Genomic DNA, 26,532 nt, shown 5'->3' on the forward strand with positions numbered 1-26,532 from the left:
CAAGGAGGAGAAAAATGAAAAAGAAAATGTTTGGTATCGCTGTTTTCACACTATTGGTTTTAAGTGCCTGCAGTACCACGAGTTCCACAACGGATTCTGGACAGCAAGAGGAGCAAGGCGCCGTGGCTCAAGAGATTCAAGTGTCAACCGCTGGTGCCTTATCGACCCTTGATAGCGGGCAATACACGGATGTCAATAGTTCCGATATGATCGGACAAGTGGCAGAGGGGTTATACCGTCTGGATCAAGAGGGGGATCCTGAGCTTGCGATGGCAGCTGAAGAGCCTACGGTATCAGAAGATGGTCTGGTTTATACCTTCACCATTCGTGATGCAAAATGGAGCAATGGCGATCCTGTTACAGCGGATGATTTTGTCTACGCCTTTCAATATGTTGCCAATCCAGAGAACGGTTCTAGCAGTAGCAATCAAATGGATGTGTTGAAAAATGGCAGTCAAGTGCGTCAAGGGGACGCTGAGGTGAGTGAGTTAGGTGCAAAAGCATTGGACCAGCAGACGTTAGAGCTAACATTGACAAGTCCAATCTCGTATCTGGATCAAATTTTGGTCGGGACACCTTTTATGCCAAAAAACCAAGCGTTTGCTGAAGAAAAAGGCGCCGATTATGGGTTGTCAGCGGAAAATTTTGTCGGCAACGGCCCATTCTTGATCGAAGGGTGGAATGGAACCAACGAATCATGGACGTTAACGAAAAATCCTGATTATTGGGATGCTGAGAATGTCCAATTGACCAAGATCGACGTGCAAGTAGTAAAGGAAACGGCAACTGGTGTGAGCCTTTTTGAAACAGGGGAACTGGACTACACCACCTTGACAGATACTTACGCGCAGCAATACCAAAACTCAGCTCAAGCCAACTATGTGCCAAAGGCGCTGGTGGGGTATTTAAGTGCCAACCAAAAACGAGAAGTCACAGGCAATGTCAAGGTACGTCAGGCGATTTTACAAGCCATCGACAAAGAGGCATTTGCCGAAAATATCTTAGGTGATGGGTCCACTGCATTGAACGGCTTTGTGCCAAGCAACTTTGCCAAAGATCCTGAAACAGACCAAGATTTTCGTGAAGAAAATGGCGATTTACTGCCGTACGATTTAACAGCCGCACAAGCGCTTTGGGCACAAGCCAAAGAAGAGTTGGGACAAGAGGAAATCACTTTGGAACTGTTGTCAGCAGATACAGCAGCAGCCAAGAAAACCATCGAGTTTGTCCAAGGGCAGTTAGAAACCAATTTGCCGGGATTAACCATCGATGCCAAGTCGATTCCTTTACAAAACCGTTTGGACTTGCAATCCCAAGGTGATTTTGATCTCGTTTTTGGGACTTGGACACCAGATTACGCGGATCCAATCAACTTCTTAGAATTTTATGATTCGACAGGTGGCTTGAATACCTCTGGGTATGCTAGTGAAAGTTACGACCAAGGGTTAGCAGAAGCACGGACGACTTTAGCAAACGACCCAGCTGCCCGTTGGGACTTATTGAAAGAACTCGAAAAGCAATTGATCGTTGAAGATACAGCCGTTTTGCCGTTATATCAAGGAGCGGTGGCGTATTTGAAAACGGATCGCTTGCAAGGGGTGCAAGTGTTTCCTTTTGGACGAACAGTATCCTATCGCCTAGCATCTGTCACAGAATAAACAGGTAGTAAGAAAACAGAGGAACTCTTTTTCAACCAATTGTGCTGATCAAACAGCGCTTGTTGAAAAGAGGGGCATCTGTTTTTTTATTTTTGCCAAAATCCTTGCAACTCTTGGGATAAAACAGGAATTCGTTTTCAAAAAAAGGTTGTTAAAAAGGACTGTTCTGACATTCACATTTTTAGAAAAGTCAATCTTTTTTAAAGAAAATTAATAAAAGTTGTTGCATTCTCAGAAACTTATCTGTAAAGTGTTAGGTGTAGTCAGCAAAATAAAAAGAGAAGGAGGGATTACGATGCAAAAAGTATTTGATAAAAAAACAACCAAATTGAATAAAGTGAATCCCTCATTCGGTAACCATTAGTGTACAGATAATGTCTATAATAACGACGTTTATGCTCTGTCCTTTTTCCGAAGGGACAGAGCTTTTTTGTGTACTTTTTTAGAATGTGAGGGATAAAACATGAAGTATGTATTAAAACAATTAACAACGTATTTTAAAGAACATAAGGTGCGCTATACTTTTGTATTCGTCTTTATGGTGATCGCTAGTGCGATGTATGTTGCACCGATCTATATTCTGCGCTTGTTCATCGATGCGTTGATTCAAGATAATTTTGATTACTCCGTACTGATCCAATATGTGAGCCTCTTCGCGGGAGCTATCTTGTTAGGATATTTGGCGGAATTTGTTTGGACGTTTAATTTATTTATTGGTTCCTACGATTTGCAAAAACAATTACGGGAACAATTGATGAGCCACTTTCTCAAAATGGGGGCGCCGTTTTACCATCGTTTCCGAACAGGTGATTTAATGACTCGTTCCAGTGACGATGTCCAAGTGATGGGGATGACCGTTGGGTATGGTCTGATGGTTTTCTTAAATACTAGTTTGTATCTAAGCTTTATCGTAGCGATGATGGCTGGGACGGTTTCTTGGTTATTGACCTTGATTGCCTTGATTCCAATGCCGCTTTTAGCCTATTACATTTTCAAATGGGGCTCGCAAGTCGATAAGGCGTTTACGGAAGCGCAGAATTCTGTTTCTGAGATGAACAGTGAAGTGTTGGAGATCATTGATGGCATTCGGGTCGTCCGAGCTTATGGACTAGAAGGAGCCACCACGGAACAGTTTCAAAAGAAAACACTGGAAACACGAGCAAAAAACAATATCGTTTCTGAGATCGATTCCCGTTTTGGGCCGCTGATTACCATCATCTTAGCGATCAGTTTTGTGATGAGCTTTGGTGTCGGGGCGTTTCTTGTTGCTAACCAAACGATTACCATTGGTGCGATGGTTTCTTTCCAAGTGTATTTGACAATGGTCGTTTGGCCGATGATCTCAGCAGGGGATCTTGTGAATGTGATGCAGCAAGGTGCTGCATCCTGGCGTCGGATCAATGAAGTGCTGCAGACAGGGGATGAATTAGAAACGCCAGGCGAAGCCGACCTGCAAGCCATCAATACGATCCGTTTTGAAGCATACCATTTCCAATACCCACAAGCAGCTCGCTATGTGTTAGAAGGACTGGATTTGACGATCACTCGTGGAGAAGTCTTAGGGATCGTTGGGAAGACCGGCAGCGGAAAAACGACGCTGCTAAGACAATTCGGTCACCGCTATCCATACTCTGATCAAGTACCCTTGATCAATGAGCAGCCCTTGACGGCCTATCAAACAACAGCAGTGCGCAACCACTTTGCAGAAGTACCGCAAGAACATACCTTGTTTTCACGAACGATTCGCGAGAACTTGTTATTCGGACAGCCAGACGCTTCCGAAGAAGTATTGTGGGAAGCCCTGGAAGCTGCTTGCTTTAGCGAAGACATCAAGCGGATGCCAGAAGGGCTCGAAACGATTGTCGGTGAGAAAGGCGTTTCCCTTTCTGGTGGACAAAAACAACGCTTGTCCTTAGCACGGGCGTTTTTACGAAACAGTGAAGTCCTCTTACTGGATGATGCCCTTTCGGCAGTTGATGCCAAAACGGAACAAGCCATCATCACAAATTTGAAAACGATGAAGCAGGCACCGACCTCCATTATCGTGACCCATCGATTGTCCGCCATCACCGAAGCGGATCAAATCATCGTCTTAGAAGACGGAAGGATCACACAGCGTGGTACCCATCAGGAGTTAATCGAAACCCCAGGCTGGTACCAAGAACAGTATTACCATCAACAGTTAAAGGAGGACGATACAAGTGTTCTCAACGATTAAGCGCTTGCTCACGTATTTGAGCTATTATAAAAAACAATTTACCGTGGGCGCGATCTTGCTGTTGCTGGCAGCAGCGCTCGAACTGACTTCACCACTGATTGCCAAACAGCTGATCGACCGAGTGATGACACCGGCGGTTGACAGCAGAAACCTAAATACGATGCTTTTGATCCAATTACTCGCTGGGTATTTGCTGGTCAATTTGATTGGTTCCCTCTTTCGTTATATCAGCTTGCTACAATTGCGAAAAATGTCCAACAGTATTGTCAAAAAAATGCGGGATCAGCTTTTTGACCATATGCACAAATTACCGGTTTCTTACTTTGACCAGATTCCAGCCGGCAAGGTCGTCGCACGCATCACGAATGACACCGAAGTCTTGCGGTCTAATTTCTACGTGATCGTGATCAGTAATTTGTTAAGCAACATTATCCAAATCATTGGTGCGTTTATTGCATTATTTCTTTTGAATCGCACTTTAGGAGCAGCGATGCTGATTTTGATCCCGATTCTGGGCATCTGGCAGCATTTTTATACCAAATATGCCTCTCGTTACAATTTAGCAATGCGGGAATATATCTCACAAATCAGTGGGCAGTTAAATGAATTTGTCCAAGGAATGGCGATCATCCAAACCTTCCAACGAGAAAAGCAGTTGCAGAAAGAATTTAATGAGACAGTAGAGAAATGGTTCAAAACTGGACGGAAATACCTCTTACTCGATTCAAGTATCGCTTGGGGATTAGGCAATTTGTTGCGAAATTCAACGATTTTGATTTTGATCACGACCTTGGCCGCCTTTTTCCTTGATGGCCGCTTGGCGATCTCAGCAGGTTTGCTGTATGCCTTTATTGATTACATCAACCGCCTGTATGATCCCATCGAGGGGCTTGTCCAAACCATCACCAACGTGCAGCAATCATTAGCTGCTGGACAGCGGGTCTTTGAGTTTGCTGATCAGCCGGTTGAAAAACAACAAAGTGAGCAGCTGACTGTTACGAATGGCGATGTTTCTTTCCAACAGGTGACCTTTGGCTACGACCCTGAGCAAGCGATCTTGCACGATATCAACTTTGACGTTGCCGCAGGAGAGACCATTGCTTTAGTCGGTCATACTGGTTCTGGAAAATCGAGTATTTTGAACCTGTTGTTCCGTTTTTATGATCCACAGCAGGGAAAAATCGTTGTGGATGGACAAGTGATCGCTGATTATGATCGTCATAGTTTAAGAGATTCAATGGCGATCGTCATGCAAGATCCCTATCTATTTACTGGAACGATCGCCAGCAACATCGGAATGAACGATCCAACGATCACCGAAGCGATGATTATCGATGCCTTGAAACAAGTCGGCGCTGACTACCTTTTGAGCCGTTATGAAAAAGGCATCCATCATCCAGTCGTTGAAAAAGGCAATGAGTTTTCTAGTGGAGAACGCCAGCTGATCAGTTTCGCCCGTGCGCTGGTCTTTGATCCAAAAATCTTGATTCTGGATGAAGCGACGAGCCATGTGGACACTGAAACAGAGTCCATCATTCAAAAGGCGATGACCGTCTTGCAAAAAGGACGGACGACCTTCATGATCGCTCACCGTTTGTCAACGATCAAACAAGCCGATCAAATCTTGGTCCTAGACCAAGGGAAGATCGTGGAAAGGGGAACCCATGCGAGTCTTGTCCAAGGGCAAGGAATCTATCAGCAAATGTATCAAATGCAGGCAGAACAGCTGTAATCAGCGGTGATTGCCGACAACGTTAACCGTAAAAGAAAATCCTTGAGCCTCCTGCATGGGAAGTGGCTCAAGGATTTTTAATATAATGCGAAGGTGCAGCCAATCATCTATGGGGAGTAGGAAGAGGAGGCCTTCGCTTATATATCAGTAGGAAAAGCGGCAAGGTGTTGTCGCAATTTTGCTAAGAAATGCTCGCCGATCACTGATAACGGGCGAGCGTTCTTTTTAATGAGGATGATCTCACCCTCGGAAGCGTCGATCAAAGGAAGAAAAGCCAAGCCTTGGCGTTCTGGTTGGGCAACGATCCCCGAGCCGGTTCCATAAAGATCCGTCTGCTGTAATAGCTGGACCATCGTGCCTCGATCACTGACATGCACCACTTGAGGGCTTGGAGCAAAGTCGATCAAATCTTCGGAAAAAAACGAATAGCGTTCATCTTCTTGCAAAAAGCGTACTTGTGGATAAGGGGCGAGATCTCTTAAGGAAAGCTGCCTTTTTTCTGTCAAGGGATGAGCCGCTCGCAAAAAGACATGGGGACGAAACCGTCCCAACGCTTCGAAGGACAATTGGGCGCCTTGCAATAGTCGTTCCAACCCTGCTTGGTTTTGCTCATTTAAATAAAGGATCCCAAATTCACTTCGATATTGCTGCACGTCCGTGATTACCTTTAAGGTCGTGGTTTCTAAAAGGCGAAACTGGCGACAGTCGGGAAATTCCTGCAGCAGCTCACTGAAAATTCCAGCCGTGAAATCATAGTGCTGGCTTGCGATAGTGAAGGTTTGATTCGCTGCTTGCTTGCTGGAAAAACGTGTTTGCAGCTGCGCCACTTGACTCAAGATCGGCTGGGCATGGTCTAGAAATTCCGAGCCTTCAGCAGTTAAGCGGGCGCCTTGATTCGTACGCTCAAAAAGCTGGACCTCCAATTCTGTTTCCAACTCTTTTACGGCTTGGGAAAGACTTGGCTGCGAAAGATACAGCCGTTTGGCTGCTTCACGAAAACTTCCATGGTCAGCAATCGCTTGCACGATCCGCATTTGTTGAATATTCAATTTTTGACCTCCTTTACAAAGATTTCGACAGGGAAGGGTCCACCAATCAATAGTAGTCAGTTCTTTTCCTTCTATAATAATAGAAGCTTCTTTAAAAAATAAGACGACAGTTGCTGCTTATTGCTACTTTTCAAGCGGTCATTGCAATTCCTCAGGAATAAACCAATAACCCGTTTGATTCTCTTCTGCCAGCAGTTCTTTAAAGGCTTCAGAATGATAAGCTGCCACCACTGCCTGTGCCCAATCACTATCTTTATTGGCTTCTTTTACCGTTGCCACCAGTTCATATTCTTGCAAAATGTCTTCACTTAATAGGCTTTCCTCTGCAGCGATTCCAGCACTATAAACGATGCTGCCGGGAATCACCGCATAGTCTAAATCTGCTAAGCTGCGGGGGATTTGGGCAGAATCCATCTCGACGATGTCCAGGTCATAAGGATTGTTAGTAATGTTTCTCAAAGTCGCGTCAATGGGCGCCACTTCGGAGTCAAGCTCGATCCAGCCGGCTTTTTGTAGCAGCAACAGGGCACGGGTACTATTTGACGGATCATTGGGGATCCCGATGGTATCGTTTGCTTCAATCGCTGTTAAACTGTCCTTTCTGCCAGGATACAAGCCGGCTGGAACGGTAGGAATCGGTGTGATACCCACTAAATCGGCATCCGTGTTTTCATTGAAGTTTTCTAAATAGGCGGTGTGCTGATCGACGTTTAAGTCGATCTCGCCATCGTTCAATGCAATGTCCGCTTCCAAGACCCCAGTAAAGCCAATATCCGTCACAGTATAGCCAGCTTCTTCTAAAATCGGTTTGATTCCTTTGAGAAACAGTTCGCTGTAAGGCCCTGGTGTCGTCCCCAATCTGATTTCTGTTTGCTGTTCCTCGGCATTTCCCGTTACTTCTTCTTGATTGCCACAACCGGCAAATAAAACTAAGGACAATAAACCAATGCCCACACCCAATCGAATCTTTCGTTTCATAACTTTTCCTCCTTTTTTATAAAAAAGCCTTCCCAAAGAATAGTCTTTGGGAAGGACGATCATTTCGCGGTACCACCTTCGTTTGTTTTTTGCTGAAACAAAAAACCTCAGTCAGTTCATCAAATAAACTGCATTGCGCTATCGGGCTTTCTCCGTCGGGGATTGTTCGTCCACGAATGCTCAAAGGTCATCTTCGGATCGTCTTCCTTACTCGTTTCCACCAGTTCCGAGTTCTCTTGAAAGAAAGGGGGGATCGTACTCTTCTTCTCACTGCATGTGTATGAAATTAGTAGTATCTTAGAACAAGATGAGAAAGTTGTCAATTGCTTTCGTGATAGGTGATTCCAATCACTACGCAGGTAGTAGGGGAACAAATGGACAAGGGCAAGAATAGACCTAAAAAGCAGGAAAAGCAGATGAATGGTCGAAATCGCTTGGTTGGGTTAGAATCGAAACACAAAACAAAAAAAGAGGCGAGCAAATGAAATTACTTTTGATTGGACATACCGGCACACTTGGGCAGCTTTTAGCTGAAGGCTTTCAGCAGGTACCAGAGGTGGAGCTGATCACGGCTAGCCGTAGCAATGGCGATCATCAGGTCGAAATTGCGGATGCAGACAGTGTCAGCCAGCTATTTGCAGCTACTGGGAAAGTGGATGCTATTGTTTCCGCTGCGGGAAGCACAGTGTTTAAACCCTTTGAGGAATTGACGCCAGCTGATATTCAACAGTCGGTGGCTTCGAAGCTACAAGGACAAGTCAACCTTGCGTTGATTGGCCAGCATTTTCTCAATGAAGGCGGTAGTATCACACTGACTTCTGGAATTATCAAAGACGAATTTATCCCAATGGGCACGCCTTCAGCACTGGTCAATGGCGGTTTAGAAGCCTTCGTGGCATCGGCAGCTTTTGAGATCGGTCATGGGTTACGAATCAATGCAGTCAGTCCCAATGCGCTTGTGGGTTCTTGGGAAACCTTCGCCGATTCTTTCAAAGGCTTTATTCCCGTTGGTGACGCACCCGTTTTTGCAGCGTATCAAAAAGCAGTTTTTGGGATCATGACTGGCAAAACCTTCACCGTTTATTAAGAAAAGCAGAAGTAGCAAAAACCGCCAAATCACAGCTGACTTGGCGGTTTTTGTTCTGCTGAAAAAGAGGTAGCAAACAGTTAAGAAGAGAGCATTTGGGTTTTCAGCTTGGGCATTTCTGCTTTGAGTTGTTGGCGTGCAAAAGCCAAGTCATTGATCCAAGAAGCAATCGCTTCTTTTTCTAAGAACAGAGGCATTCGATCATGGACTGGTTCAACAGAATCGTTCGCGGCAGTCGTTAGAATGATTGATTCAGTTTCGATCTGATCCTCTTTTTGAAGGATGCGATAAAAACCAGCGGCATAAATCACGTGATCTTGCGAAAAGAGGAACTTTTCCTTTTCATGATTCCATTCATAGAAACCAGACATCGGAAAGACACAGCGATGCTCTTGGAAAGGTTTGCGAAAAGTCGGTTTCTCTTCAACGGTCTCAGAACGCGCATTGATCATCAAATGCCCTTTTTTAAAGCCGGTAAAGCCCCATCTTGTCACACCAGCTACAACTTGTTGTTGTTGATTTGCACCGATGGTTACGACGTGATTGGAGGGGAAAACATCATTGATAGCGACAGTCTGTTGGCGCTTGCGGGCTTTCGCCGCGGCTTCTTGATAATATTCTGACAATTCTCCAGTTGTTGGGTCAAATAAGTATCGGCCGCACATGGACGGGTCACTCCTTTTTTTGGATTGGCTGCTGCCTTTGTTTCAGTATAAAGACTCAAGGCGTCAAAACCAACTAACTTGCTTCACTTCTCGATTCAACAAGAAAAGGATCATAAACATATGTAAAAAGTCAGGAGTATCGCTTGATTTTCTGGAAATCAGATAACAAAAAAAGGCAGTCACCTACTGAGGTTGACAGCCTTTTTATTCTAGTTGGTTAGCCAATTTTTTTAACTCTCCCGCCGATTTTATTTGCGAAACGTTCAGCATCTTCTCTGCAAGTATAGGTCAATGCAATTGTTTTGTCCCGTGTTCTTTTTCCTTCGGCGGTTAGATAACCATGAAAGATTTTAATCGCATACAATAGATAAACACCTCCTTATCCTTGGTAATAATAACAAATTTACCGCTTACATTCAAGAGATATAGTAAAAGTTTATTTTTTGTTAGTTATTTTATTAAGAATTTATTCAAAGGTTTTAGAAACGATTGAAGGAGTAAGGGTGGAGAGTGGAATAGACCAATGCGCATGTGAAGGAATAAGCTCCAGGGAAAAAGAGGAATGTTTCTGAATTTCCATCAAATAAAGAAACTGGTAACTGCTTGAATTATTCTTTTGCTACGCCAATCGAATAGACCAATCTACGAGGATCAAAATGGCCGAAAGAAAACCTATGATAAAGCATAGCTGCCAAGCAGGGAATCCATCGTAAGGGATAGGGGCAAGTACGAAAAGGGAAGAGTGGTCCAAACTAAGCACCTATTTCTGTATTTTTTGATCAAAGAAAAACACCAGACCTTGTACTTTCACAAGATCTGGTGTTTCATCAGTTGCCCCGATAAACAAATCGTCCATCAAATACGGTGGCTTCAACGGTCGTTTGAAGCAATTCTTCGGCAGTTAAAGGCAAGATGTTTTGTGACAAAATACAAAGATCGGCTAAACAGCCAACTTCTAATTGACCGATATCTTGCCGACTCAAGGCTTTGGCGGCGCCTGCGGTGTGGGCATAGAGGGCATCGGCGATGGTGATTTTTTCCTGTGGCATCAATCCGCCTGCTGGCTGGCCATTTTTTTCTTGCCGAGCAACCGCATAATACAGCGAGTCTAAAGGGGTCACGTCGATCACGACCGGCGTATCAGTCCCAAATGCCAAGGTTGCACCTTGCTCTAGAAAGGACTGAAAAGGAAACATTTGACTGGCACGCTGAGGTCCTACTTCTTCATCGAGGGTCTCATAACCGACTAATAAATGGCTAGGCTGTACGGAGAGTACCAGTTGTTCTTGGCGAACTAGTGGCAGATCAGCGGCATCCATCACTTCCAAGTGTTCCAAGGTATTGGCTTTGCCTTTAGAAAGCGGGTGAGCAGCAGCACTTTCTTGATAAAAGAGGAGTGCTTGTCGAATCGCTTCATCACCAATGGTATGGATGCGCATCGGCCAGTCTTGCTGGTTGGCTTGTAAAATAAAGCGGCGCATCCGTTGAACATCGATCAACGGCATCCCGACATCACCAGCAAAATACGGTGTTTCATATTCCACTTTTAAAAAAGCGGTGTGCGTACTCGTCACGCCATCAAAAAATTGTTTGACGCCGCCCATTTGTACTTTTTCGGAGCGATAAGTACGGTAAGTTTCTTTCAGTTGCGTGATGTCTTCTCGCATAGCTGGATAAAAGACAGCGCGCAAGGTCGCTTCTGCTTCCGTCTGTCGATAAAGAGTGGGATAGACTAGATCGTCCCAGCTTTCTCCTGTCAAGGCAACATCGCCGATCGTCGTGATGCCGTATTGATTGAGCTGTTTCATATAGGTCAGAAAAGCAGCAGGGCTTTGTGCTTGGAACGACTGTAAGACCTTTGCTAAATAATGAATGGCGATCGCTTCTAAAAAGCAGCCGCTTAATTGTCCGCTGTTTTCGTCAAGTAGTGCCTCCCCGCTGATCCCTGCTGGTAAGTTCTCAGGTGTGATCCCTAAAGCAGCGATCCCTTGGCTATTCAACCAAATACTGTGGGCATCACCGGAAATCAGCATGACAGGCGTGTTGGCACAATAGTTGTCGATCGAATCTTTCGTCGGGTAGACTTGCTGACCGAAATCACTGCTGAACCAGCCGATGCCAATTTTCCATCCATGGGTGATGGGCAAGGCGGGCACTTGCTGGGCAACGGCTTCTTCTGTCATTCCCGTAAGATGGGTCAATGCCCCTTGATGGAGTAATGCGGAAAGATAAAAATGAACATGAGCATCAATAAAGCCTGGGATGATCATTTGTTCTTTGAGATCAATGACCTGGGTGTCTTCCGCAAGTGTTGGCAGCGCTGAAAGAGGACCTACAGCCGTGATTTTCTGGTCTTCTATCAAGAGAAAGCCCGCAAAAGTCGTTTTCGTTTTGGTATCAAAGATGTGTTCAGATTTTAGTAATAGTGACAATTATAATCCCAACTTCCATTCAAGGAAAAGGTCGTTGTAAAGCTCAACCGCTTCTTTTCCTAAGTATTCATAATGTTCCATTTGTTCCATCGCACTTGGCTCAGGGTAGAAAGCTTTGTCAGCAGTCAGTTCTACTGGCAGCATAGCTTTTGCCGTTTCACTCGGCGTGGCATAGCCCACGTATTCGGCATTTTGTGCGGCATTTTCTGGGCGGAGCATAAAGTTAATGAAGGCGTAAGCTCCCTCAAGATTGCCAACGGTTTTCGGGATCGCAAAATTGTCTGTCCAAATCGCACCGCCGTCATTGGGAACGATATAGGTGACGGCAGGATTTTCCGCCATCACATAAGCGGCATCGCCCGAATACCCGATTCCTAAAGGGGCATCGTTGTTGATCATCAAGGTTTTGATCTCGTCGGTCAAAACTGCTTTGACATTGGGACGGATACTTTCCAGTTTCTTCAAGGCTTTGGCGACCTTGGTCGGGTCTTTTTCGTTTTGGGAAAGACCGAGCGTCTGTAACGCGATTCCTAAGGTTTCGCGAGCACCATCCACCATCAATACATCATTTTTAAATGCAGGGTCCCATAAATCACTCCAGCCACGGATCGAAGAAACATCGACTTCTTCAGTATTTGCCATGATTCCGATCGTGCCCCAAAAATAGGGGATCGAGTAGGTATTGTCAGAATCAAAGGCTTGATCCATCAAAAAAGGCGACAGATCTTCCGTTCCCGTCAATTTCTGATGGTCTAAAGGCACTAACAGTCCTTCTTCGATCATTTTCGGAATGATCGATTCGCTAGGGAAAACCAAATCATAGCGCGAGCCGCCTTGCTTGATTTTCGTTTCCATCGCTTCGTTGGAGTCAAATGTATTATAAATCACTGAGTAACCAGTCTCAGTCTCGAATGTTTTGATCAATTCGGGGTCAATATATTCGCCCCAATTGTAAATAATCACTGTATTTTTGTCGGACGACGTTGCTGCCCCCGATTCTTTCGTTAACACCGAAGCACCGAAAAACAGCAATGCGGTGATGCCGATCACACCGCCAAAAAATACCCACAACCTTTTCAATTCATCAATTCCTTCTTTCTCTACAATTTCGTATTTCTTGAGTAGCGTAATTGATTTTTAAAGAAAAGGCAATAAAAAAATGAAGAAAAAATAAACCCGTTTCTTTCAAGGCTTAGCAGGAGGAACGGCCAGGTGGCTGTGGCAGTTTCCAAACATATCATTTGTCAAATATCTTCCTTTTGCCTAAGCTAGGGAAGTGAGAAATCAAGGGATGGAAAAACAGGAACCTCTCTTTGATGAAGAATGAATGTAAGGAGTGAAGCATCAATGGAAACACGTGCTGTCGTTATTGAAGCCTATGGTGGAAAAGACCAATTAAAAGAAGCAACGGTCCAATTACCAGAATTAAAAGCAAATCAATTATTAGTCAAAGTTGCCGCAACATCCATCAACCCAATCGATTGGAAATTAAGAGAAGGCTATTTGAAACAAATGTTTCCATGGGACTTCCCAATTATTTTAGGTTGGGATGTCGCAGGGGATATCGTAGAAATAGGCGCTGACGTGACAGAATTTAAAGTTGGTGATGCAATCTATGCCCGCCCTGAAACGACTCGTTTTGGGACGTATGCTGATTATGCCATCGTGGATGCTGAGTTAGCAGCGATTAAACCAGAAAACCAAAACTACGCTGAAGCAGCTGCAGTGCCACTAGCTGGTTTGACTGCTTACCAAGCGTTGTTTGAACACGGTCTTTTAAAAGCAGGGGAAAAAGTCTTGATCCATGCCGGAGCAGGCGGAGTTGGCACCTATGCGGTCCAACTAGCAAAAGCAGCTGGCGCTTACGTCATCACGACGGCTAGTCCTCGTAACCATGAGTTATTACAAAAACTTGGTGCCGATGAGATCATCGATTACCACACGACAGATTTTGAAGAAGTCTTGCAAGACATTGATTTGGTCTTTGATACGATGGGGGGCGACACCCAGAAGAAAAGTTTCACTGTCTTAAAACCTAAGGGCCGTCTGATCTCGATTTTGAGTATTGAAGACGAAGACTTGGCAAAAGAAAAAGACATCTTCGCCAAAGCAGTTTGGTTACGAACAAACGGCAAACAATTGGCAGAATTGACAGAGCTGATCGAAGCAGAAAAAGTCACCAGTATCATCGGTGCAACCTTCCCATTGACAGCACAAGGAATTTACGATGCCCACGCATTGAGTGAGACACACCATGCAGTAGGTAAGATCGTTATTGAAAATCAAGACAATTTCATCAGCCAAGACGCAGAATAAAGGAGGCTGAACCGATGCGCTTATGGCATGAAGCACTGATCCCTGCTTTGCCCCGGCAGCAGCTGTTAGGCCAGCATCGTGAAGCAGCAGCCTTACGAGGGTTAGGCTGGGGCAAGAAGCACGCAACGGTCGATTACGTTTTTACTCATCCACCCTATAAATTGTTTCAATACCATCAGTTAGTGCTGGATGAAATGACCCGTCGAGGCTATCGGCCAGCACCTGAATGGTACGATCCAGCGTATCGTGGCAAAAATCTGCCGCTGGAACCCTCCGTTCAAGCCGTTCCTTTGACTACGCCGATCTATCCAGAACATGATGAAGCATACTTGGAAGAATGCTTAGTGAATCTCCATAGTAAAGGGATCTATCTTTAAAGACCAAACACTTTCCTGAATTTTTGTTCGGGAAAGTGTTTTTTTGCTTTAAAATCGGCAACTTACAAAAAGTAAGCATATTGTTCGCAACTTTTTTTGTTCCTTGTTATAGTGAGAACAGAGAATCAGTAATGAGAAATGAGGAAAAGAAAATGACCATCAATCACAGAAATCTTGAATTTGGGTTAGATACGTTTGGCGATCTAGCCTTTGATGATACAACGAAAGAACGGATCAGTTATAGCGAATCGTTGCGCAATATCGTGGCAGAAGGAAAATTAGCCGATGAAGTCGGCATCGATGTCATTGCCTTAGGGGAGCACCATCGGGAAGAATATTCGATCTCAAGTCCTGATACGGTACTAGCGGCTTTAGCAATGGTTACCAAAACCATCAAATTAGGTACCGGTGTAACTGTCTTGAGTTCGGATGATCCCGTGCGGGTCTACGAACGGTTCGCGACCGTTGATGCGTTGTCGAACGGTCGCGCACAAATCATGCTGGGACGAGGATCTTTTACTGAATCATTCCCTCTATTTGGCTATGACTTGCAAGATTATGAAGAACTATTTGAAGAAAAAACAGCAATGTTCAGTGAATTGAGAAAAGGCAAACCATTAACTTGGGAAGGCAAGTTTACGCAATCCTTAAAAAATGCCGACGTTTTCCCAAAAATCGTGGGGCATCAATTAGATACCTATGTGGGTGTCGGTGGAACTCCTGAATCGATCATTCGTGCCGTCCGTTATGGGTTTCCTGTTATGTTAGCGATCATCGGTGGCGAACCCACTCGTTTTGCGCCCTATGTTGATCTGTATAAAAAGGCAGCACAGCAACTGGGGCAACCGATTTTGCCAATCGGCATGCACTCCCATGGTGTGATCGCCGACACCGATGAAGAAGCCTATGAAATCGGCTGGAACTACATCAAAAAGAGCATGGACAAAATCGGTCTTGATCGCGGCTGGCCAGCCATGAGCAAAGAACGCTTTGACTTTGAAGTCGAACATGGGTCTTACTATGTAGGCAGTCCAGAAACCGTGGCGCAAAAAATTGCCCGTATGATGCCGCAAGTCGGTGTAGAACGCTTTGATCTGGTTTACGGTACTGGCGGCCAGCTGCAAAAAGACCGTTTCAAAACGATTGAATTGTATGGAACCAAAGTGATTCCACGGGTGAAAGAATTGTTGGCAGCAGGTGATGGCAATGCCTAAAACCATCGGTATTTTAGGTGCAGGCAAGTTAGGCTTAGCGCTCGCAAATCTTGGTGCCCAGGCGGGCTATCGGGTCTTGATCGCCAGTACGAAGCCAGCAGAAAAAATCGCCTTGTCCGTTTCTGTGTTGGCTCCGGGAGCGATCGCAAAAAATGCCGCTGAAGTGATGACAGAAGCCCAAACGATCATTTTGGCAATCCCATTGAGTAAGTACCAACAGCTGCCAGCAGAAGCATTGGCTGGCAAGCTAGTGATCGATGCCATGAATTATTGGTGGGAAGTCGATGGCAAAGAGACAGAATACTCATCCATCGAGCAGACTTCTTCGGAACGTGTGCAACGCTATTTTTCCCAAAGTAAAGTAGTCAAAGGATTCAATCATATGGGGTACCACGACATCCAAGAGGAATCCTTGCTGACGAGAACGGCTGCTCAAGGAACTGCCAAAAAAGCCATCGCCATTGCTGGTGATGACCAAACCGCCCTTGATCAGACAGCCGAAATCGTTGCCGCTTTCGGCTTTGATCCCTTTCCTATCGGTGCTTTAGCTAATGGCATCATGTTAGAACCCGGCAGCCCTTTCTTTGGTGCCAATCAAACCAAAGAGGGATTGACGGCATTGATGAAGGAGTTTTGGAGCAGTGAGAAAGGGCAAACGTTCCTGACGCGTTTTGCCACTGTGAATAATGAGCAGCAGGTTCCTCAGTAAAAGAGCCGTCTCAATGTACGACTGGATACGATAAAAAACAACCCTCTTCTCAAAAAAAGAAGAGGGTTTTTCCCATCCAGTCAAATCAGCACGTGGTCGCTAAAAAATACAATGTGATTGTTACGATTGTGATTCGTAAGCAGTGGTTGTTACGTTTACGTCTCTGCCAGACGTTCCATAGTGTACATATCAGCCTGTACCTGCTTTGTGCTCGCCTTTGACACCCACCCATATTGATTAAAGATCGACCAGCCAGTTGGTTTGTTGGATCTTTCCATCTAATTCTCGCAGCTGCTTGGCGGTCGCATTCAATTGCTCCGTTAGCGTTTTTGTATCGATCGTACGCACCAGTCGAATTTCGTTGCGACCCATTCGGGGAGCTGCTTTGGTTTCATCCAGTGCTTGCGTTAGCAGTGCATGCTTGCGGCGCAGCTGTTCTCGCCGTTCTAGTGCTTCCATCAGTAATAACGCACTATCTGCTACAGAGGCAGTCGCATTTTTCCGATTGATGGCTACGACTAATTCTGAATACTGTTGATTGATCTCATCGTATTCCTTGAACAATTCTGTGATACTGCGATCCAAGGTATCGCCTTCTTGGACTAACACACTACTAGAGATCTCGTTGCGCAATTGAAACAGACGATTGTTCAAATCTCGTCTTAAAAGTAACGCTTCTGCTAATTTCATTTTCGGCACACTCCTTTTTACAAATGAGAAGGCTTATCTAGTTCTTATCCTAGAGAAGAACGTGACGAAAGGCAAGCAAGACGCAAAACAAGCTCTGATAGAAAAATCATAAAAAACTGAATATTCGCAATTCTTGTTGACTTCCAAAAACACCAATAGTATACTTTATAACAATCATGAAATAGACAAAAAAACGTCATTTACCATTTTTTTAGATAAAAAGAAAGACGATGAAGAGAAGAGTAGCTTTGGAATCTGTTAGAAGAGAACCCGGATGGTGAGAAAGGGCAGCAGAAAAAAAGTGAAGATGAGCTCTGAGTGATCTGATTTGTTCACGCAAATCAGACGGAAAGCAGCCGTTACCGTGCCAAGTATCTTAGCGTACTGTTGAGGTGCCATTTGTGAGAGTGGTGCGAAAAAGGGTGGTAACACGAAAATCTCGTCCCTTTGTTTGTCAAAGTTGATAAGCAAAGGGATGAGGTTTTTTCTTTTTATCGTTGAATGCGTTTTTGGCTGTCATGAAAAACACTTGCGTTGGTTGCGCAATCACATAGGAGGAAGAATGAAAATGATCTGGAAGAAGCGTTTATTGGTTGCAGCAGGAGTGATTGGGTTGACCCTTTCTGGCTGCACGACAACAGGAAATACTGAGGGATCAGAGGCTGAAACTAACGGAGCGCCGAATCAAGCGATCGCGGTGAGTCTACCAGCTGAGCTGACGACTCTCGATACGACCCAAACGACGGATAAAGCAACGTTTACCATCGTCCAACATTTATTCGAAGGGCTTTACCGTTTCGATGAAAACAGCGAACCAGTTCCAGGCTTGGCAGAAGGAGTCGAAATCAGTGAAGATGGCAAAACCTATACCTTTACCTTGCGAGAGGATGCGAAGTGGAGCAATGGCGAAGCGATCACTTCAGCTGACTTTGCTTATGCGTGGAAAAAGTTAGTCGTTCCAGCAACGATGGGACCAAACGCCTATTTGTTGGATAATGTAGTCAATAGTAAAGACATTCGTGAAGGCAATGCAGACGTAGAAACGATTGGTCTGGAAACCCCAGATGATGCGACCTTTATCGTGCAGTTGGAGCAGCCGCAGCCTTCGTTTTTATCCTTGATTTCCATCGGCTGGTTGGCACCGCAAAATCAAGCCTTTGTTGAAGAAAAAGGCGATACCTATGCCCGTACAAGTGAAGATTTGTTGTATTCTGGTCCCTTTACTTTAACCGATTGGCAACAGACGGGAGATGAGTGGACGCTAGTGAAAAACGACCAATACTACGATGCTGATGTCGTTCAATTGGAGGAAATCAAAGGCTCCACCATCAAAGAAGAAAATACGGGGATCCAATTGTTTGAAAGCGGCGATCTTGATTTGCAAAAAATCAGTGGGATCTATGTTCAACAATATGGAGACAATGAAGAGCTAGTTACGCAAAATGATGTGGCGAACTTTTTCTTAGACTTTAACAAAACCGCCAACGATGCCTTAGCAAATGTTCATGTGCGTAAAGCGATCGCATTGGCGATCGACAAAGAAAGTCTCGTGGATAATGTGTTGAACGATGGCGCGAAAGTTTTAAATGGATTGATCCCTACCGGCTTAGCTGCGAATCCAAATACTGGCGAAGATTTTCGAGCATATAGCGGTGATTATAACCTGTATGATTTAGAGGCTGCCAAGGAAGAGTGGGAAAAAGCCCAAGCCGAAATTGGCGAAAGTACGACGCTGCGTTTATTAGTGACAGATGATGACAATGGTCAAAAAATCGGGGAGTACTTGCAAAGCCAACTGCAAGAAAACTTGCCAGGCTTGTCGATCTCCATCAACAAACAGCCACGTGCCAGCTTGAATCAATCAAGAGCAAATAGTGATTATGAGCTTTCCGTTTCTGGTTGGATCGCTGGAAGCAGTGACATGGATATGTTCTTTATCTTATACAAAACCGGCGCTTCCTTTAACTACGGTGGCTATGTCAATGAAGAATATACGGCGTTGACGGAAGATGCGCGCACCGTTCATGCCAATGACCCCGATCAATATTTTGAAGATTACAAAGCGGCAGAAGAAATTTTGTTGGAACAAGATGCTGCGCAAGTCCCTCTATACCAAAGTGCTTCAAATTATCTAATCAAATCAAAGGTAAAAGACATCCAATTCCCAGCTTATGGCGCGCATTTCTTTTTCCGCACCGCCTATGTGAGTGAATAAGGGGAAAAATAGTTGAATGAAACGCGCATGTTTATTCGATGAACATGCGCGTTTTGCAACAAAAAAAGCAGTTCAGAAAGCTGAACTGCTAAATGCGGAAGATGGGAGTTGAACCCACACGAGATAAACTCACACGCGCCTGAAGCGTGCGCGTCTGCCATTCCGCCACTTCCGCATAAGATAAAGATAATCCTTTCTAGGAAGAAATGCAAGTCCAATCTCACAAAAAGGAGCCCGCCAGCGGGGACTGGCGGGATAGGAGTAAAAATGAAAAAGTGTTAGGGTTGTTTGTTGGTATGTATTTATAATAGCGTGTAAATGTGAAAAAAAATTGACGAATCAAACAGAATTCTGAGAAGAAATCGCCAAGAAAAAGTGAAACCATCTAAAACAGTCAGAAGACAAAAAGGAGCCCGCCAGCGGGGACTGGCGGGAAGGAGTAAAAATGAAAAAGTGTTAGGGTTGTTTGTTGGTATGCATTTATAATAGCGGGAAAATGTGAAGAATTTTCGAGCGAAATTCAGGAATTGCGTGAATCTTTTGACAAATTATGCCTTCTGTTTGAATTTTTTCTTAAAAGAGAATTGACAAAAGGCACAAGCTTTGATAATTTAAATGAAACAAAATGCAAACGCGATGAAAAAGAAAGTAGAATCAAGGTAGTTGTCTAGCAGAGAGTTCCGGTAGGTGAGAAGGAACGACAACGAATGATTTGAAAATGACTTTGGAGCGGATTTTCTGACTAATTAGGAAAATACGGTTGCCCCGTTAACAAGCGACAGTCTCCGAGTGTTTTCGGGTACTGAATGAGGTGAAGCCTGTGAAGGTTTTGCAGATTAAGGTGGTACCGCAGGTGATGCCCTTAGCTTTCGCTAAGGGCTTTTTTTGTGTCTGCACGGTCAGCTGTTTCAAGCGCAGGTTTTGTTAAAAAGGAGAAAGGTTGTTGGGAGGAGAGAAAAATGCACAAATTAGTGGTTCAAACCGATTTTGGTTTGCAAGATGGAGCGGTCAATGCGATGTACGGGGTAGCTTATCAAGTGGCACCGGAGCTGGTCATTGCTGATTTGACTCATGAGATCGAGCCATACAACATTCATGATGCCAGCTATCGTCTGCTGCAAAGCGTCACCTATTGGCCAGCGGGAACGGTCTTTGTTTCAGTGGTCGATCCCGGCGTAGGGTCTGATCGACGAAGCGTGGTTGCCAAGTTGGCGACCGGACAGTCGGTTTTGACGCCAGATAATGGCACCCTAACCTATTTAGCGACTTATATCGGAATCGCTGAACTACGGGTGATCAATGAGGCAACTGAGCGGTTGGCCGGATCAGCCGAAAGCCATACGTTTCATGGTCGGGATGTTTATATGTATAACGCCGCGCGTCTCGCCAGTGGCGCCATCAGCTTTGATGAGCTAGGAACACCCGAACCTAAAGAAGCGATCCAAGTCTTTGCCATTGAAAAGCCAAGCCAAACAGCAGAAACGATTACTGGTACGATCGATATTCTCGATATCCGCTTTGGTTCGTTGTGGACGAATATTCCCCATACGTTCTTTAAGCAATGGCAGGTCCAATACAATGAGCCGCTGCTCGTCAGTATCTACTACCAAGATACACTGCGTTATCAAGAAGAAGTGCGTTTCGGACGCTCCTTTGCGCAAGTGTCGGAAAATGAACCTGTCTTATATGTCAATTCCCTATTGAATATTGGTTTAGGGCTCAACTTGGCTTCATTTGCTGAAACCTATAAAATCGGAACTGGCACGAATTGGAAAATTACCCTCAAAAAAAGGAGAAATGAAAAATGAATCAATCAAAATTTACAGTAAAACACATTGTTGCAATCGGTATCGGTGCTGCCGTCTTTTTCGTCTTAAAACGTTTCGTCACGATCCCGACTGGTTTTCCAAATACGGATATCGCCACAGCCTATCCTTTCTTGGCGCTATTAGGCGTTGTCTACGGTCCAATCGTTGCTGGTTTAGCGGGCTTTATCGGCCATGCCCTAGGAGATTTGACGACTTATGGTCCATGGTGGTCTTGGATCGCCGCCTCTGGGATCTTAGGGGTGTTCTTTGGACTTTTGACTCGTTGGATTCCAATCCAGCAAGGAACCTTTGGGGCTAAAGAAATTCGGACCTTCTTGATCGGTGAAACGATCGCAAATTTGGTCGTCTGGGTGATCATTGCCCCGATCGGAGATATTTTGATCTATGGCGAACCAGCGAACAAAGTCTTTACGCAAGGAGTCATTGCGGGATTGACCAATGCAGTCGTAACTGGGATAATCGGAGTGATCCTGCTAAAAGCCTATGCCCAAACCAAAACCAAAAAAGGCAGCTTGAGCAAGGAATCCTAACCAAAGAAATGTGTGAAGGCTAAAAAATGAAACAAAAAATCATTCAATTTACGAATTTTTCTTTCCAATATGATGCACAAGCGGAACCGACCTTGAAAAACATCGATCTAACGATTTATGAAGGAGAAAAAGTCCTGATCGTCGGTGCCAGCGGTTCTGGCAAAAGTACATTAGGAAAATGTTTGAACGGTTTGATCCCGCAAAACGACAAAGGCAGTAGTACTGGAGCATTGACGATCGGTACTAATGATTTTGGACAAGCTTCCATCTATGAGCTGTCTTTGACCGTCGGCACGGTGCTGCAAGACACCGATAGCCAATTTGTAGGCTTGACCGTAGCAGAAGATATCGTGTTTTCATTGGAAAACGATCAGCGTAGTCAAGCTGTGATGCAGGAGGCGCTGCGGGTTTGGGCTGAAAAGACCGACTTAATGGATCATTTGGCGAAAAAACCGCAGGAATTATCGGGTGGCCAAAAGCAGCGTGTTTCAATGGCAGGTGTTTTGATCGATGAAACACCGATTCTACTGTTTGATGAGCCCCTAGCCAACTTGGATCCTCAAACAGGTGTGGAAGCCATCAAAATGATCGACCAGCTGTATCAAGAGAAGCGTTTTACCACCATCATCATCGAACACCGCTTAGAAGAAGTGTTAGCCGCCGCTGTCGATCGCATCATCGTGATGGAAGAAGGCCGCATCCTTGCCGACAGTACACCGAATGAACTATTAAAAACGGATATGCTGCAGCAAGTCGGCATTCGTGAACCACTGTATTTAGCCGCCTTAAAAAAAGCGGGCGTTCCCGTGACCGATGCTGCTGATTTGGTCGCGGTAGAAGCATTTGCATCATCTGAGATTGCCGAAAAACTGACTCAGTTTCAAGAAAAATTTCCGAAAACGGCACTTCCTAGCCACCAGCCGCCGTTGTTGGAAGCGAAGAATCTATCGTTTTCTTACCAAGTCGGTAAACCCATTTTGCAGGCACTGGATTTTACCATCCATCAAGGAGAAATGATTAGTTTGGTCGGGCATAATGGCGCAGGAAAATCGACCTTGTCCCATTTGATTACCGGCTTTTTGACACCGACTTCTGGCAAGTTGCTTTGGCAAGGAACAGACATGGGCAATGATTCCATCAAAGAACGAGCGCAAAAAATCGGGTATGTTCTGCAAAACAGCAATCAAATGCTGTCAAAAAACTTCCTGTTTGACGAAGTTGCCTTAGGCTTGCGCAACCGAAATGTCCCAGAGGCTGAAATCACAGAAAAAGTTCATCAGACCTTGAAAATTTGTGGTCTTTATCCGTTTCGCTCATGGCCATTGTCGGCACTAAGTCATGGGCAAAAACGCCGAGCCGCCATTGCAGCGATCCTCGTCTTAGATCCTGAACTCATTTTATTGGATGAGCCAACAGCAGGACAAGACTATCGCCATTACACCGAAATGATGCAATTCTTACAGGAGTTGAACCAGCGGGGATTAACGATCGTTATGATCACCCACGATATGCACCTGATGTTGGAGTATACACAGCGGACGATCGTTTTGACGCAAGGAACGATTTTGCTGGACGCACCGCCAGAAGTTGTTTTAGCAGACAAACAAGTGGTGAGTGCCGCGAACCTCAAAGAAACCAGCTTGTACACACTGGCGACCCTTAACCAGCTGACAGATCCCGCCGCTTTTACTGCCGCTTTTATTGCCAGCGAGAAGGAGGGACACGATGGAGAGTAATCTAATCGGCTATCTTGACCGCAAAACGTGGATCCACCAACTAAGCGGTGCCGCAAAACTGATTTGTTTTTTGCTGCTATCCGTCATCGGGATGATCTCTTATGATACGCGTTTTCTCATTGGACTGGCATTGTTTTCGGTCTTTCTATTTGCCAGTGCTGGAATTCGCTACCGAGATATCGCTTTTGTATTGAAATTTATCATCTTCTTTTCGCTTTTGAATTTGGTGGCGGTCTATCTTTTCGCACCAGAATATGGGGTGGAGATCTACGGTACGCGCCACGTGATTTTTGAAGGGATCGGTCGGTATACATTGACCCAAGAGCAAGTGTTTTATGAGTTGAATCTGTTGATCAAATATTTTGTCACGATTCCGCCAGGGTTGATTTTCCTGTTTACCACCAATCCAAGCGAGTTGGCGTCCAGTATCAACCGCATCGGGATCTCCTACAAAATCGCCTATGCAGTCGCACTGGCTTTGCGTTACATCCCTGATATTCAAGAGGATTTTCGGACCATTGCCAAAGCGCAGCAAGCACGGGGCGTGGAGCTTTCTAAAAAAGCACCTTTGCGCAAACGCGTGGCAGGCAATGTCGCGATCGCGATTCCTTTGATTTTTTCCAGCTTGGAACGGATCGACCACATTTCTGCTGCCATGGAGCTAAGAAGGTTTGGTAAGCACAAGCAGCGTACCTGGCTGAAAGCTAAGCCGATCCAAGGCAAAGATCTCTTGGCGATTGCTGTTGTTTGCTTGATCGTGGCGCTCGGATTGTCCTTGATGGTCCTTAATGGCGGACGCTTCTACAATCCGTTTTGTTAACAAATCACCCCATGGAAACTTAAAAAACGGACTCATTGTCAATAATGAAAGTGGGACGGATGAATAAGAATGGATTCATCCGTCCCAGAAATGATCGAGCCAAAAAACGCAGGATAGACAGTCAATTGACTTTAGCGAGTGCTACATTTGCTAAAGTCAGTTGCTGCTAGGTCTGCGTTTTTTTGCCGATAAAAAAAGGAGCCCGCCAGCGGGGACTGGCGGGATAGGAGTAAAAATGAAAAAGTGTTAGGGTTGTTTGTTGGTATGTATTAATAATAGCGGGAAAATGTGAAAAAAATAGGAAGAGAAAGCAATAGAAGTGTGTCAATCTGTTGATGATTTTCGTAAAAAATTCCAGCGGAATCCTTTTAGATCTTTGATTGACGGAAACACGAAATAAGGCTACACTGATGGCATCAAAGCAGTACAAGGAGGGGACAGGATGGATGCCATTACGATCAACGGACTAAGCAAACAATACAACAAGAAGTACGCCATCGAGAACGTATCATTGCAAGTGGCAGAAGGAGAAATTTTTGGCTTTATCGGACCAAATGGTGCGGGAAAATCAACGACCATCAAAGTATTGTTGAATTTTATCAAACCAGATGCAGGACAGGCGGCGATTTTTGGACGAGATTGCCAACAAGCAGCCAAAGAGATCAAAACGTTTACTGGGTATGTTTCCAGTGATGTACGGTTTTATTCAAAAATGACGACAGCAGAACTACTGGCATTTACAGCGGATTTTCATCAAGTCAAACAGCCAAAAAAAGAGATTCAGGAGTTGATGGAGCTTTTTCAAATTGATCCAAACAAATCGATCGCAGAGCTTTCTTTAGGGAACAAGAAAAAAGTCGGGCTTGCGAGCGCCTTGATTGCACAACCGAGAATGTTGATTTTAGATGAACCGACCAATGGCTTAGATCCCTTGATTCAAAAAAGGCTGTTTGAAGAGCTCCTTAGAAGAAACAAACAGGGGATGACGATTTTTCTATCTAGCCATGATTTGCATGAAATTCAGACCTATGCCCATCGGACCGCCTTTATTCGTGAAGGACAGATCATCACCGTGAAAGAACTGAGTGAGGAAGAAAATTTCGGCAAAGTTGTAACGCTCACGAATGAGGGGAGCCTCTCATTAGCCGGCTTGGAAAACGTACAAGTTCTTGCTCAGGAATCACACACCTTGCGTTTTTTCTATCAAGGGGACATGAATCAGCTGGCACATTTTTTAACCAATCCTACCATTAAAGAGTTCACGATCGAACACCCAACCCTTGAACAGCAATTTATGCTGCTCTATGAAGGAGGTTCTCAAAAATGACTTTAATGAAAATCGACCTTAAAAATACCTTCAAAGGCTGGCTGGTCTGGACGATCCTTTTTGCAGCAATCATTTTTGCATTTACGGCTATCTATCCTCAAATGATCACGCCAGAAATGAAAACGTCCTTAGACCAGATTTTGGGCTCTTTCAGCCCAGAATTACTAGGCATCTTTAACATCCAACTGACAGGACCCTCAAGCTTGGTTTCACCGACAGGCTTTTTCGGGTACTACTTTCAATACTTATTTATCGCCGCATGTATTTATGGGATGCTTTTAGGCTTGAACAGTCTGATCACTGAAGAATCAGAAGGAACGATCGAGTATTTATATGCTCAGCCTATTAGCCGCAGAGAAATCGTTGGGTGGAAGTTCCTCGCCCGATTGTTGCTGCTGACTGGCTTTTGGCTGATTGCCTATGGCAGTAGTCTGGCCTCGTTTGCTCTATTCAAACTACCAGGAGATGACCTGTCCGCTTTTATAGAAGAAATTAGCAAAATCTTCGTTGCCGAGTACGGTGTCTTAGTTTTTTTCCTCTGTCTAGGTTTCTTTTTATCCACGATCTTGCGTTCCAGCAAACAAACAGCCAGCGTCGGCTTAGGCTGCGTGTTCGGTCTGTATTTGCTCGGCATCGTGGGGGAACTCTACGATAAATTGGAATGGCTGGCAGGACTTTCACCTGTGCGGATGGCACTACCCGTCCAACTCATGGATAACGGCGCAACATCAGTCCTATGGGTACTGCTGATCGGTGTATTGTGTTTCTTTGGCACCTTTTACCGTTACGAGCGCAAAGACTTGCAGGTCTGAGCACAACAATCAAAAGACAAAAAAGAGCCTGTCAGCGGGGACTGACAGGCAAAGGAGTAAAAATGAAAAAGTGTTAGGGTTGTTTGTTGGTATGCTTATATAATAGTCTCGAAATGTGAAAAAAGTATGACGAAGCAG

At 44.8% G+C, this 26,532-nt stretch carries 22 protein-coding genes, 1 tRNA gene and 2 other annotated features; of the genes, 15 read left to right on the forward strand and 8 right to left on the reverse strand.

The window, feature by feature from the left end; all coding sequences use genetic code 11:
• The first annotated feature begins 14 nt into the window (after positions 1 to 14).
• From FJU10_RS09675 to FJU10_RS09685, 3 genes are all read left to right on the forward strand, one after another.
• Complete coding sequence (locus tag FJU10_RS09675; protein ID WP_140965780.1) at positions 15 to 1,658, forward strand: peptide ABC transporter substrate-binding protein; 1,644 nt, start codon at positions 15 to 17, stop codon at positions 1,656 to 1,658.
• 463 nt (positions 1,659 to 2,121) lie between these two features.
• On the forward strand, positions 2,122 to 3,876 hold the full coding sequence (locus tag FJU10_RS09680) for an ABC transporter ATP-binding protein (RefSeq protein WP_077452853.1): 1,755 nt from the start codon (positions 2,122 to 2,124) through the stop codon (positions 3,874 to 3,876).
• Entirely contained in the window at positions 3,860 to 5,608 is a 1,749-nt protein-coding gene (locus tag FJU10_RS09685; protein WP_140965781.1) for an ABC transporter ATP-binding protein, read from the forward strand. Before FJU10_RS09680 ends, FJU10_RS09685 begins: the two co-directional genes overlap by 17 nt.
• 137 nt (positions 5,609 to 5,745) lie before the next feature.
• Here FJU10_RS09685 and FJU10_RS09690 read toward each other — a convergent pair whose 3' ends face one another.
• Positions 5,746 to 6,657 (reverse strand): LysR family transcriptional regulator, encoded by a 912-nt coding sequence (locus FJU10_RS09690; RefSeq protein WP_140965782.1) that lies wholly within the window; start codon positions 6,655 to 6,657, stop codon positions 5,746 to 5,748.
• Positions 6,658 to 6,795: 138 nt separating this feature from the next.
• A complete protein-coding gene (locus tag FJU10_RS09695) occupies positions 6,796 to 7,635 on the reverse strand; it encodes a MetQ/NlpA family ABC transporter substrate-binding protein (RefSeq protein ID WP_140965783.1) in 840 nt (279 codons plus the stop codon).
• A gap of 48 nt (positions 7,636 to 7,683) precedes the next feature.
• Positions 7,684 to 7,915: a binding site (T-box leader), on the reverse strand.
• Positions 7,916 to 8,116: 201 nt separating this feature from the next.
• Between FJU10_RS09695 and FJU10_RS09700 the strand changes: the two genes are divergently transcribed.
• The gene (locus tag FJU10_RS09700) at positions 8,117 to 8,722 is read left to right on the forward strand and encodes a short chain dehydrogenase (RefSeq protein ID WP_077452848.1); all 606 of its coding nucleotides are present in this window, start codon (positions 8,117 to 8,119) and stop codon (positions 8,720 to 8,722) included.
• Between the two features lie 80 nt (positions 8,723 to 8,802).
• On the opposite strand, the gene FJU10_RS09705 is transcribed toward FJU10_RS09700, so the two are convergent.
• From FJU10_RS09705 to FJU10_RS09720, 4 genes are all read right to left on the reverse strand, one after another.
• Positions 8,803 to 9,387: an SOS response-associated peptidase gene (locus FJU10_RS09705; RefSeq protein WP_140965784.1), complete on the reverse strand. Its 585-nt coding sequence runs from the start codon at positions 9,385 to 9,387 to the stop codon at positions 8,803 to 8,805.
• A 217-nt stretch (positions 9,388 to 9,604) separates the two neighbouring features.
• On the reverse strand, positions 9,605 to 9,751 hold the full coding sequence (locus tag FJU10_RS19055; protein WP_005234527.1) for a hypothetical protein: 147 nt from the start codon (positions 9,749 to 9,751) through the stop codon (positions 9,605 to 9,607).
• Positions 9,752 to 10,214: 463 nt separating this feature from the next.
• Positions 10,215 to 11,819 carry an amidohydrolase gene (locus tag FJU10_RS09715; protein WP_140965785.1) on the reverse strand — a complete coding sequence of 535 codons (1,605 nt, stop codon included), beginning with the start codon at positions 11,817 to 11,819 and terminating at the stop codon, positions 10,215 to 10,217.
• The gene (locus tag FJU10_RS09720) at positions 11,820 to 12,899 is read right to left on the reverse strand and encodes an ABC transporter substrate-binding protein (protein ID WP_140965786.1); all 1,080 of its coding nucleotides are present in this window, start codon (positions 12,897 to 12,899) and stop codon (positions 11,820 to 11,822) included.
• Positions 12,900 to 13,166: 267 nt separating this feature from the next.
• On the opposite strand from FJU10_RS09720, the gene FJU10_RS09725 reads away from it, so the two are divergent.
• The 4 genes from FJU10_RS09725 (at position 13,167) to FJU10_RS09740 (ending at position 16,435) form a co-directional block, all read left to right on the forward strand.
• Positions 13,167 to 14,135: an NADP-dependent oxidoreductase gene (locus FJU10_RS09725; protein ID WP_140965787.1), complete on the forward strand. Its 969-nt coding sequence runs from the start codon at positions 13,167 to 13,169 to the stop codon at positions 14,133 to 14,135.
• Between the two features lie 14 nt (positions 14,136 to 14,149).
• Positions 14,150 to 14,512: a TIGR02328 family protein gene (locus FJU10_RS09730; protein WP_016610641.1), complete on the forward strand. Its 363-nt coding sequence runs from the start codon at positions 14,150 to 14,152 to the stop codon at positions 14,510 to 14,512.
• Between the two features lie 152 nt (positions 14,513 to 14,664).
• The gene (locus tag FJU10_RS09735) at positions 14,665 to 15,726 is read left to right on the forward strand and encodes an LLM class flavin-dependent oxidoreductase (protein ID WP_140965788.1); all 1,062 of its coding nucleotides are present in this window, start codon (positions 14,665 to 14,667) and stop codon (positions 15,724 to 15,726) included.
• On the forward strand, positions 15,719 to 16,435 hold the full coding sequence (locus FJU10_RS09740) for an NADPH-dependent F420 reductase (protein WP_140965789.1): 717 nt from the start codon (positions 15,719 to 15,721) through the stop codon (positions 16,433 to 16,435). The genes FJU10_RS09735 and FJU10_RS09740 overlap by 8 nt, the downstream gene beginning before the upstream one ends.
• Before the next feature lie 237 nt (positions 16,436 to 16,672).
• On the opposite strand, the gene FJU10_RS09745 is transcribed toward FJU10_RS09740, so the two are convergent.
• On the reverse strand, positions 16,673 to 17,125 hold the full coding sequence (locus FJU10_RS09745) for a DIP1984 family protein (protein ID WP_077452841.1): 453 nt from the start codon (positions 17,123 to 17,125) through the stop codon (positions 16,673 to 16,675).
• Between the two features lie 562 nt (positions 17,126 to 17,687).
• Here FJU10_RS09745 and FJU10_RS09750 point away from each other — a divergent pair.
• A complete protein-coding gene (locus FJU10_RS09750) occupies positions 17,688 to 19,340 on the forward strand; it encodes a peptide ABC transporter substrate-binding protein (protein WP_140965790.1) in 1,653 nt (550 codons plus the stop codon).
• Positions 19,341 to 19,433: 93 nt separating this feature from the next.
• Here the strand turns inward: FJU10_RS09750 and FJU10_RS09755 are convergent.
• Positions 19,434 to 19,515 (reverse strand) — tRNA-Leu (locus FJU10_RS09755).
• 452 nt (positions 19,516 to 19,967) lie between these two features.
• Positions 19,968 to 20,207 (forward strand) — a binding site (T-box leader).
• A 92-nt stretch (positions 20,208 to 20,299) separates the two neighbouring features.
• On the opposite strand from FJU10_RS09755, the gene FJU10_RS09760 reads away from it, so the two are divergent.
• From FJU10_RS09760 to FJU10_RS09785, 6 genes are all read left to right on the forward strand, one after another.
• Complete coding sequence (locus tag FJU10_RS09760; RefSeq protein ID WP_140965791.1) at positions 20,300 to 21,148, forward strand: S-adenosyl-l-methionine hydroxide adenosyltransferase family protein; 849 nt, start codon at positions 20,300 to 20,302, stop codon at positions 21,146 to 21,148.
• Positions 21,145 to 21,699: an ECF-type riboflavin transporter substrate-binding protein gene (locus FJU10_RS09765; protein ID WP_005225401.1), complete on the forward strand. Its 555-nt coding sequence runs from the start codon at positions 21,145 to 21,147 to the stop codon at positions 21,697 to 21,699. Before FJU10_RS09760 ends, FJU10_RS09765 begins: the two co-directional genes overlap by 4 nt.
• A gap of 26 nt (positions 21,700 to 21,725) precedes the next feature.
• Entirely contained in the window at positions 21,726 to 23,435 is a 1,710-nt protein-coding gene (locus tag FJU10_RS09770) for an ABC transporter ATP-binding protein (protein ID WP_140965792.1), read from the forward strand.
• Positions 23,425 to 24,255 carry an energy-coupling factor transporter transmembrane component T family protein gene (locus FJU10_RS09775; RefSeq protein WP_096741499.1) on the forward strand — a complete coding sequence of 277 codons (831 nt, stop codon included), beginning with the start codon at positions 23,425 to 23,427 and terminating at the stop codon, positions 24,253 to 24,255. Before FJU10_RS09770 ends, FJU10_RS09775 begins: the two co-directional genes overlap by 11 nt.
• Before the next feature lie 442 nt (positions 24,256 to 24,697).
• Complete coding sequence (locus tag FJU10_RS09780) at positions 24,698 to 25,582, forward strand: ABC transporter ATP-binding protein (protein WP_140965793.1); 885 nt, start codon at positions 24,698 to 24,700, stop codon at positions 25,580 to 25,582.
• Complete coding sequence (locus FJU10_RS09785) at positions 25,579 to 26,394, forward strand: ABC transporter permease subunit (RefSeq protein WP_140965794.1); 816 nt, start codon at positions 25,579 to 25,581, stop codon at positions 26,392 to 26,394. Before FJU10_RS09780 ends, FJU10_RS09785 begins: the two co-directional genes overlap by 4 nt.
• Positions 26,395 to 26,532 lie beyond the last annotated feature (138 nt).

Source organism: Enterococcus sp. OL5 (assembly GCF_006491895.1).
In the GTDB taxonomy this organism is placed as follows: domain Bacteria; phylum Bacillota; class Bacilli; order Lactobacillales; family Enterococcaceae; genus Enterococcus_D; species Enterococcus_D innesii.

Bases quoted from the DNA above. Each gene is read 5' to 3' on its own strand.
- FJU10_RS09780 (WP_140965793.1), top strand. From the start codon at position 24,698: ATGGATGCCATTACGATCAACGGACTAAGCAAACAATACAACAAGAAG.
- FJU10_RS09770 (WP_140965792.1), top strand. From the start codon at position 21,726: ATGAAACAAAAAATCATTCAATTTACGAATTTTTCTTTCCAATATGAT.
- FJU10_RS09750 (WP_140965790.1), top strand. From the start codon at position 17,688: ATGAAAATGATCTGGAAGAAGCGTTTATTGGTTGCAGCAGGAGTGATT.
- FJU10_RS09735 (WP_140965788.1), top strand. From the start codon at position 14,665: ATGACCATCAATCACAGAAATCTTGAATTTGGGTTAGATACGTTTGGC.
- FJU10_RS09695 (WP_140965783.1), bottom strand. From the start codon at position 7,635: ATGAAACGAAAGATTCGATTGGGTGTGGGCATTGGTTTATTGTCCTTA.
- FJU10_RS09745 (WP_077452841.1), bottom strand. From the start codon at position 17,125: ATGAAATTAGCAGAAGCGTTACTTTTAAGACGAGATTTGAACAATCGT.
- FJU10_RS09785 (WP_140965794.1), top strand. From the start codon at position 25,579: ATGACTTTAATGAAAATCGACCTTAAAAATACCTTCAAAGGCTGGCTG.
- FJU10_RS09775 (WP_096741499.1), top strand. From the start codon at position 23,425: ATGGAGAGTAATCTAATCGGCTATCTTGACCGCAAAACGTGGATCCAC.
- FJU10_RS09740 (WP_140965789.1), top strand. From the start codon at position 15,719: ATGCCTAAAACCATCGGTATTTTAGGTGCAGGCAAGTTAGGCTTAGCG.
- FJU10_RS09730 (WP_016610641.1), top strand. From the start codon at position 14,150: ATGCGCTTATGGCATGAAGCACTGATCCCTGCTTTGCCCCGGCAGCAG.
- FJU10_RS09760 (WP_140965791.1), top strand. From the start codon at position 20,300: ATGCACAAATTAGTGGTTCAAACCGATTTTGGTTTGCAAGATGGAGCG.
- FJU10_RS09705 (WP_140965784.1), bottom strand. From the start codon at position 9,387: ATGTGCGGCCGATACTTATTTGACCCAACAACTGGAGAATTGTCAGAA.
- FJU10_RS09725 (WP_140965787.1), top strand. From the start codon at position 13,167: ATGGAAACACGTGCTGTCGTTATTGAAGCCTATGGTGGAAAAGACCAA.
- FJU10_RS09675 (WP_140965780.1), top strand. From the start codon at position 15: ATGAAAAAGAAAATGTTTGGTATCGCTGTTTTCACACTATTGGTTTTA.
- FJU10_RS09680 (WP_077452853.1), top strand. From the start codon at position 2,122: ATGAAGTATGTATTAAAACAATTAACAACGTATTTTAAAGAACATAAG.
- FJU10_RS09765 (WP_005225401.1), top strand. From the start codon at position 21,145: ATGAATCAATCAAAATTTACAGTAAAACACATTGTTGCAATCGGTATC.
- FJU10_RS09700 (WP_077452848.1), top strand. From the start codon at position 8,117: ATGAAATTACTTTTGATTGGACATACCGGCACACTTGGGCAGCTTTTA.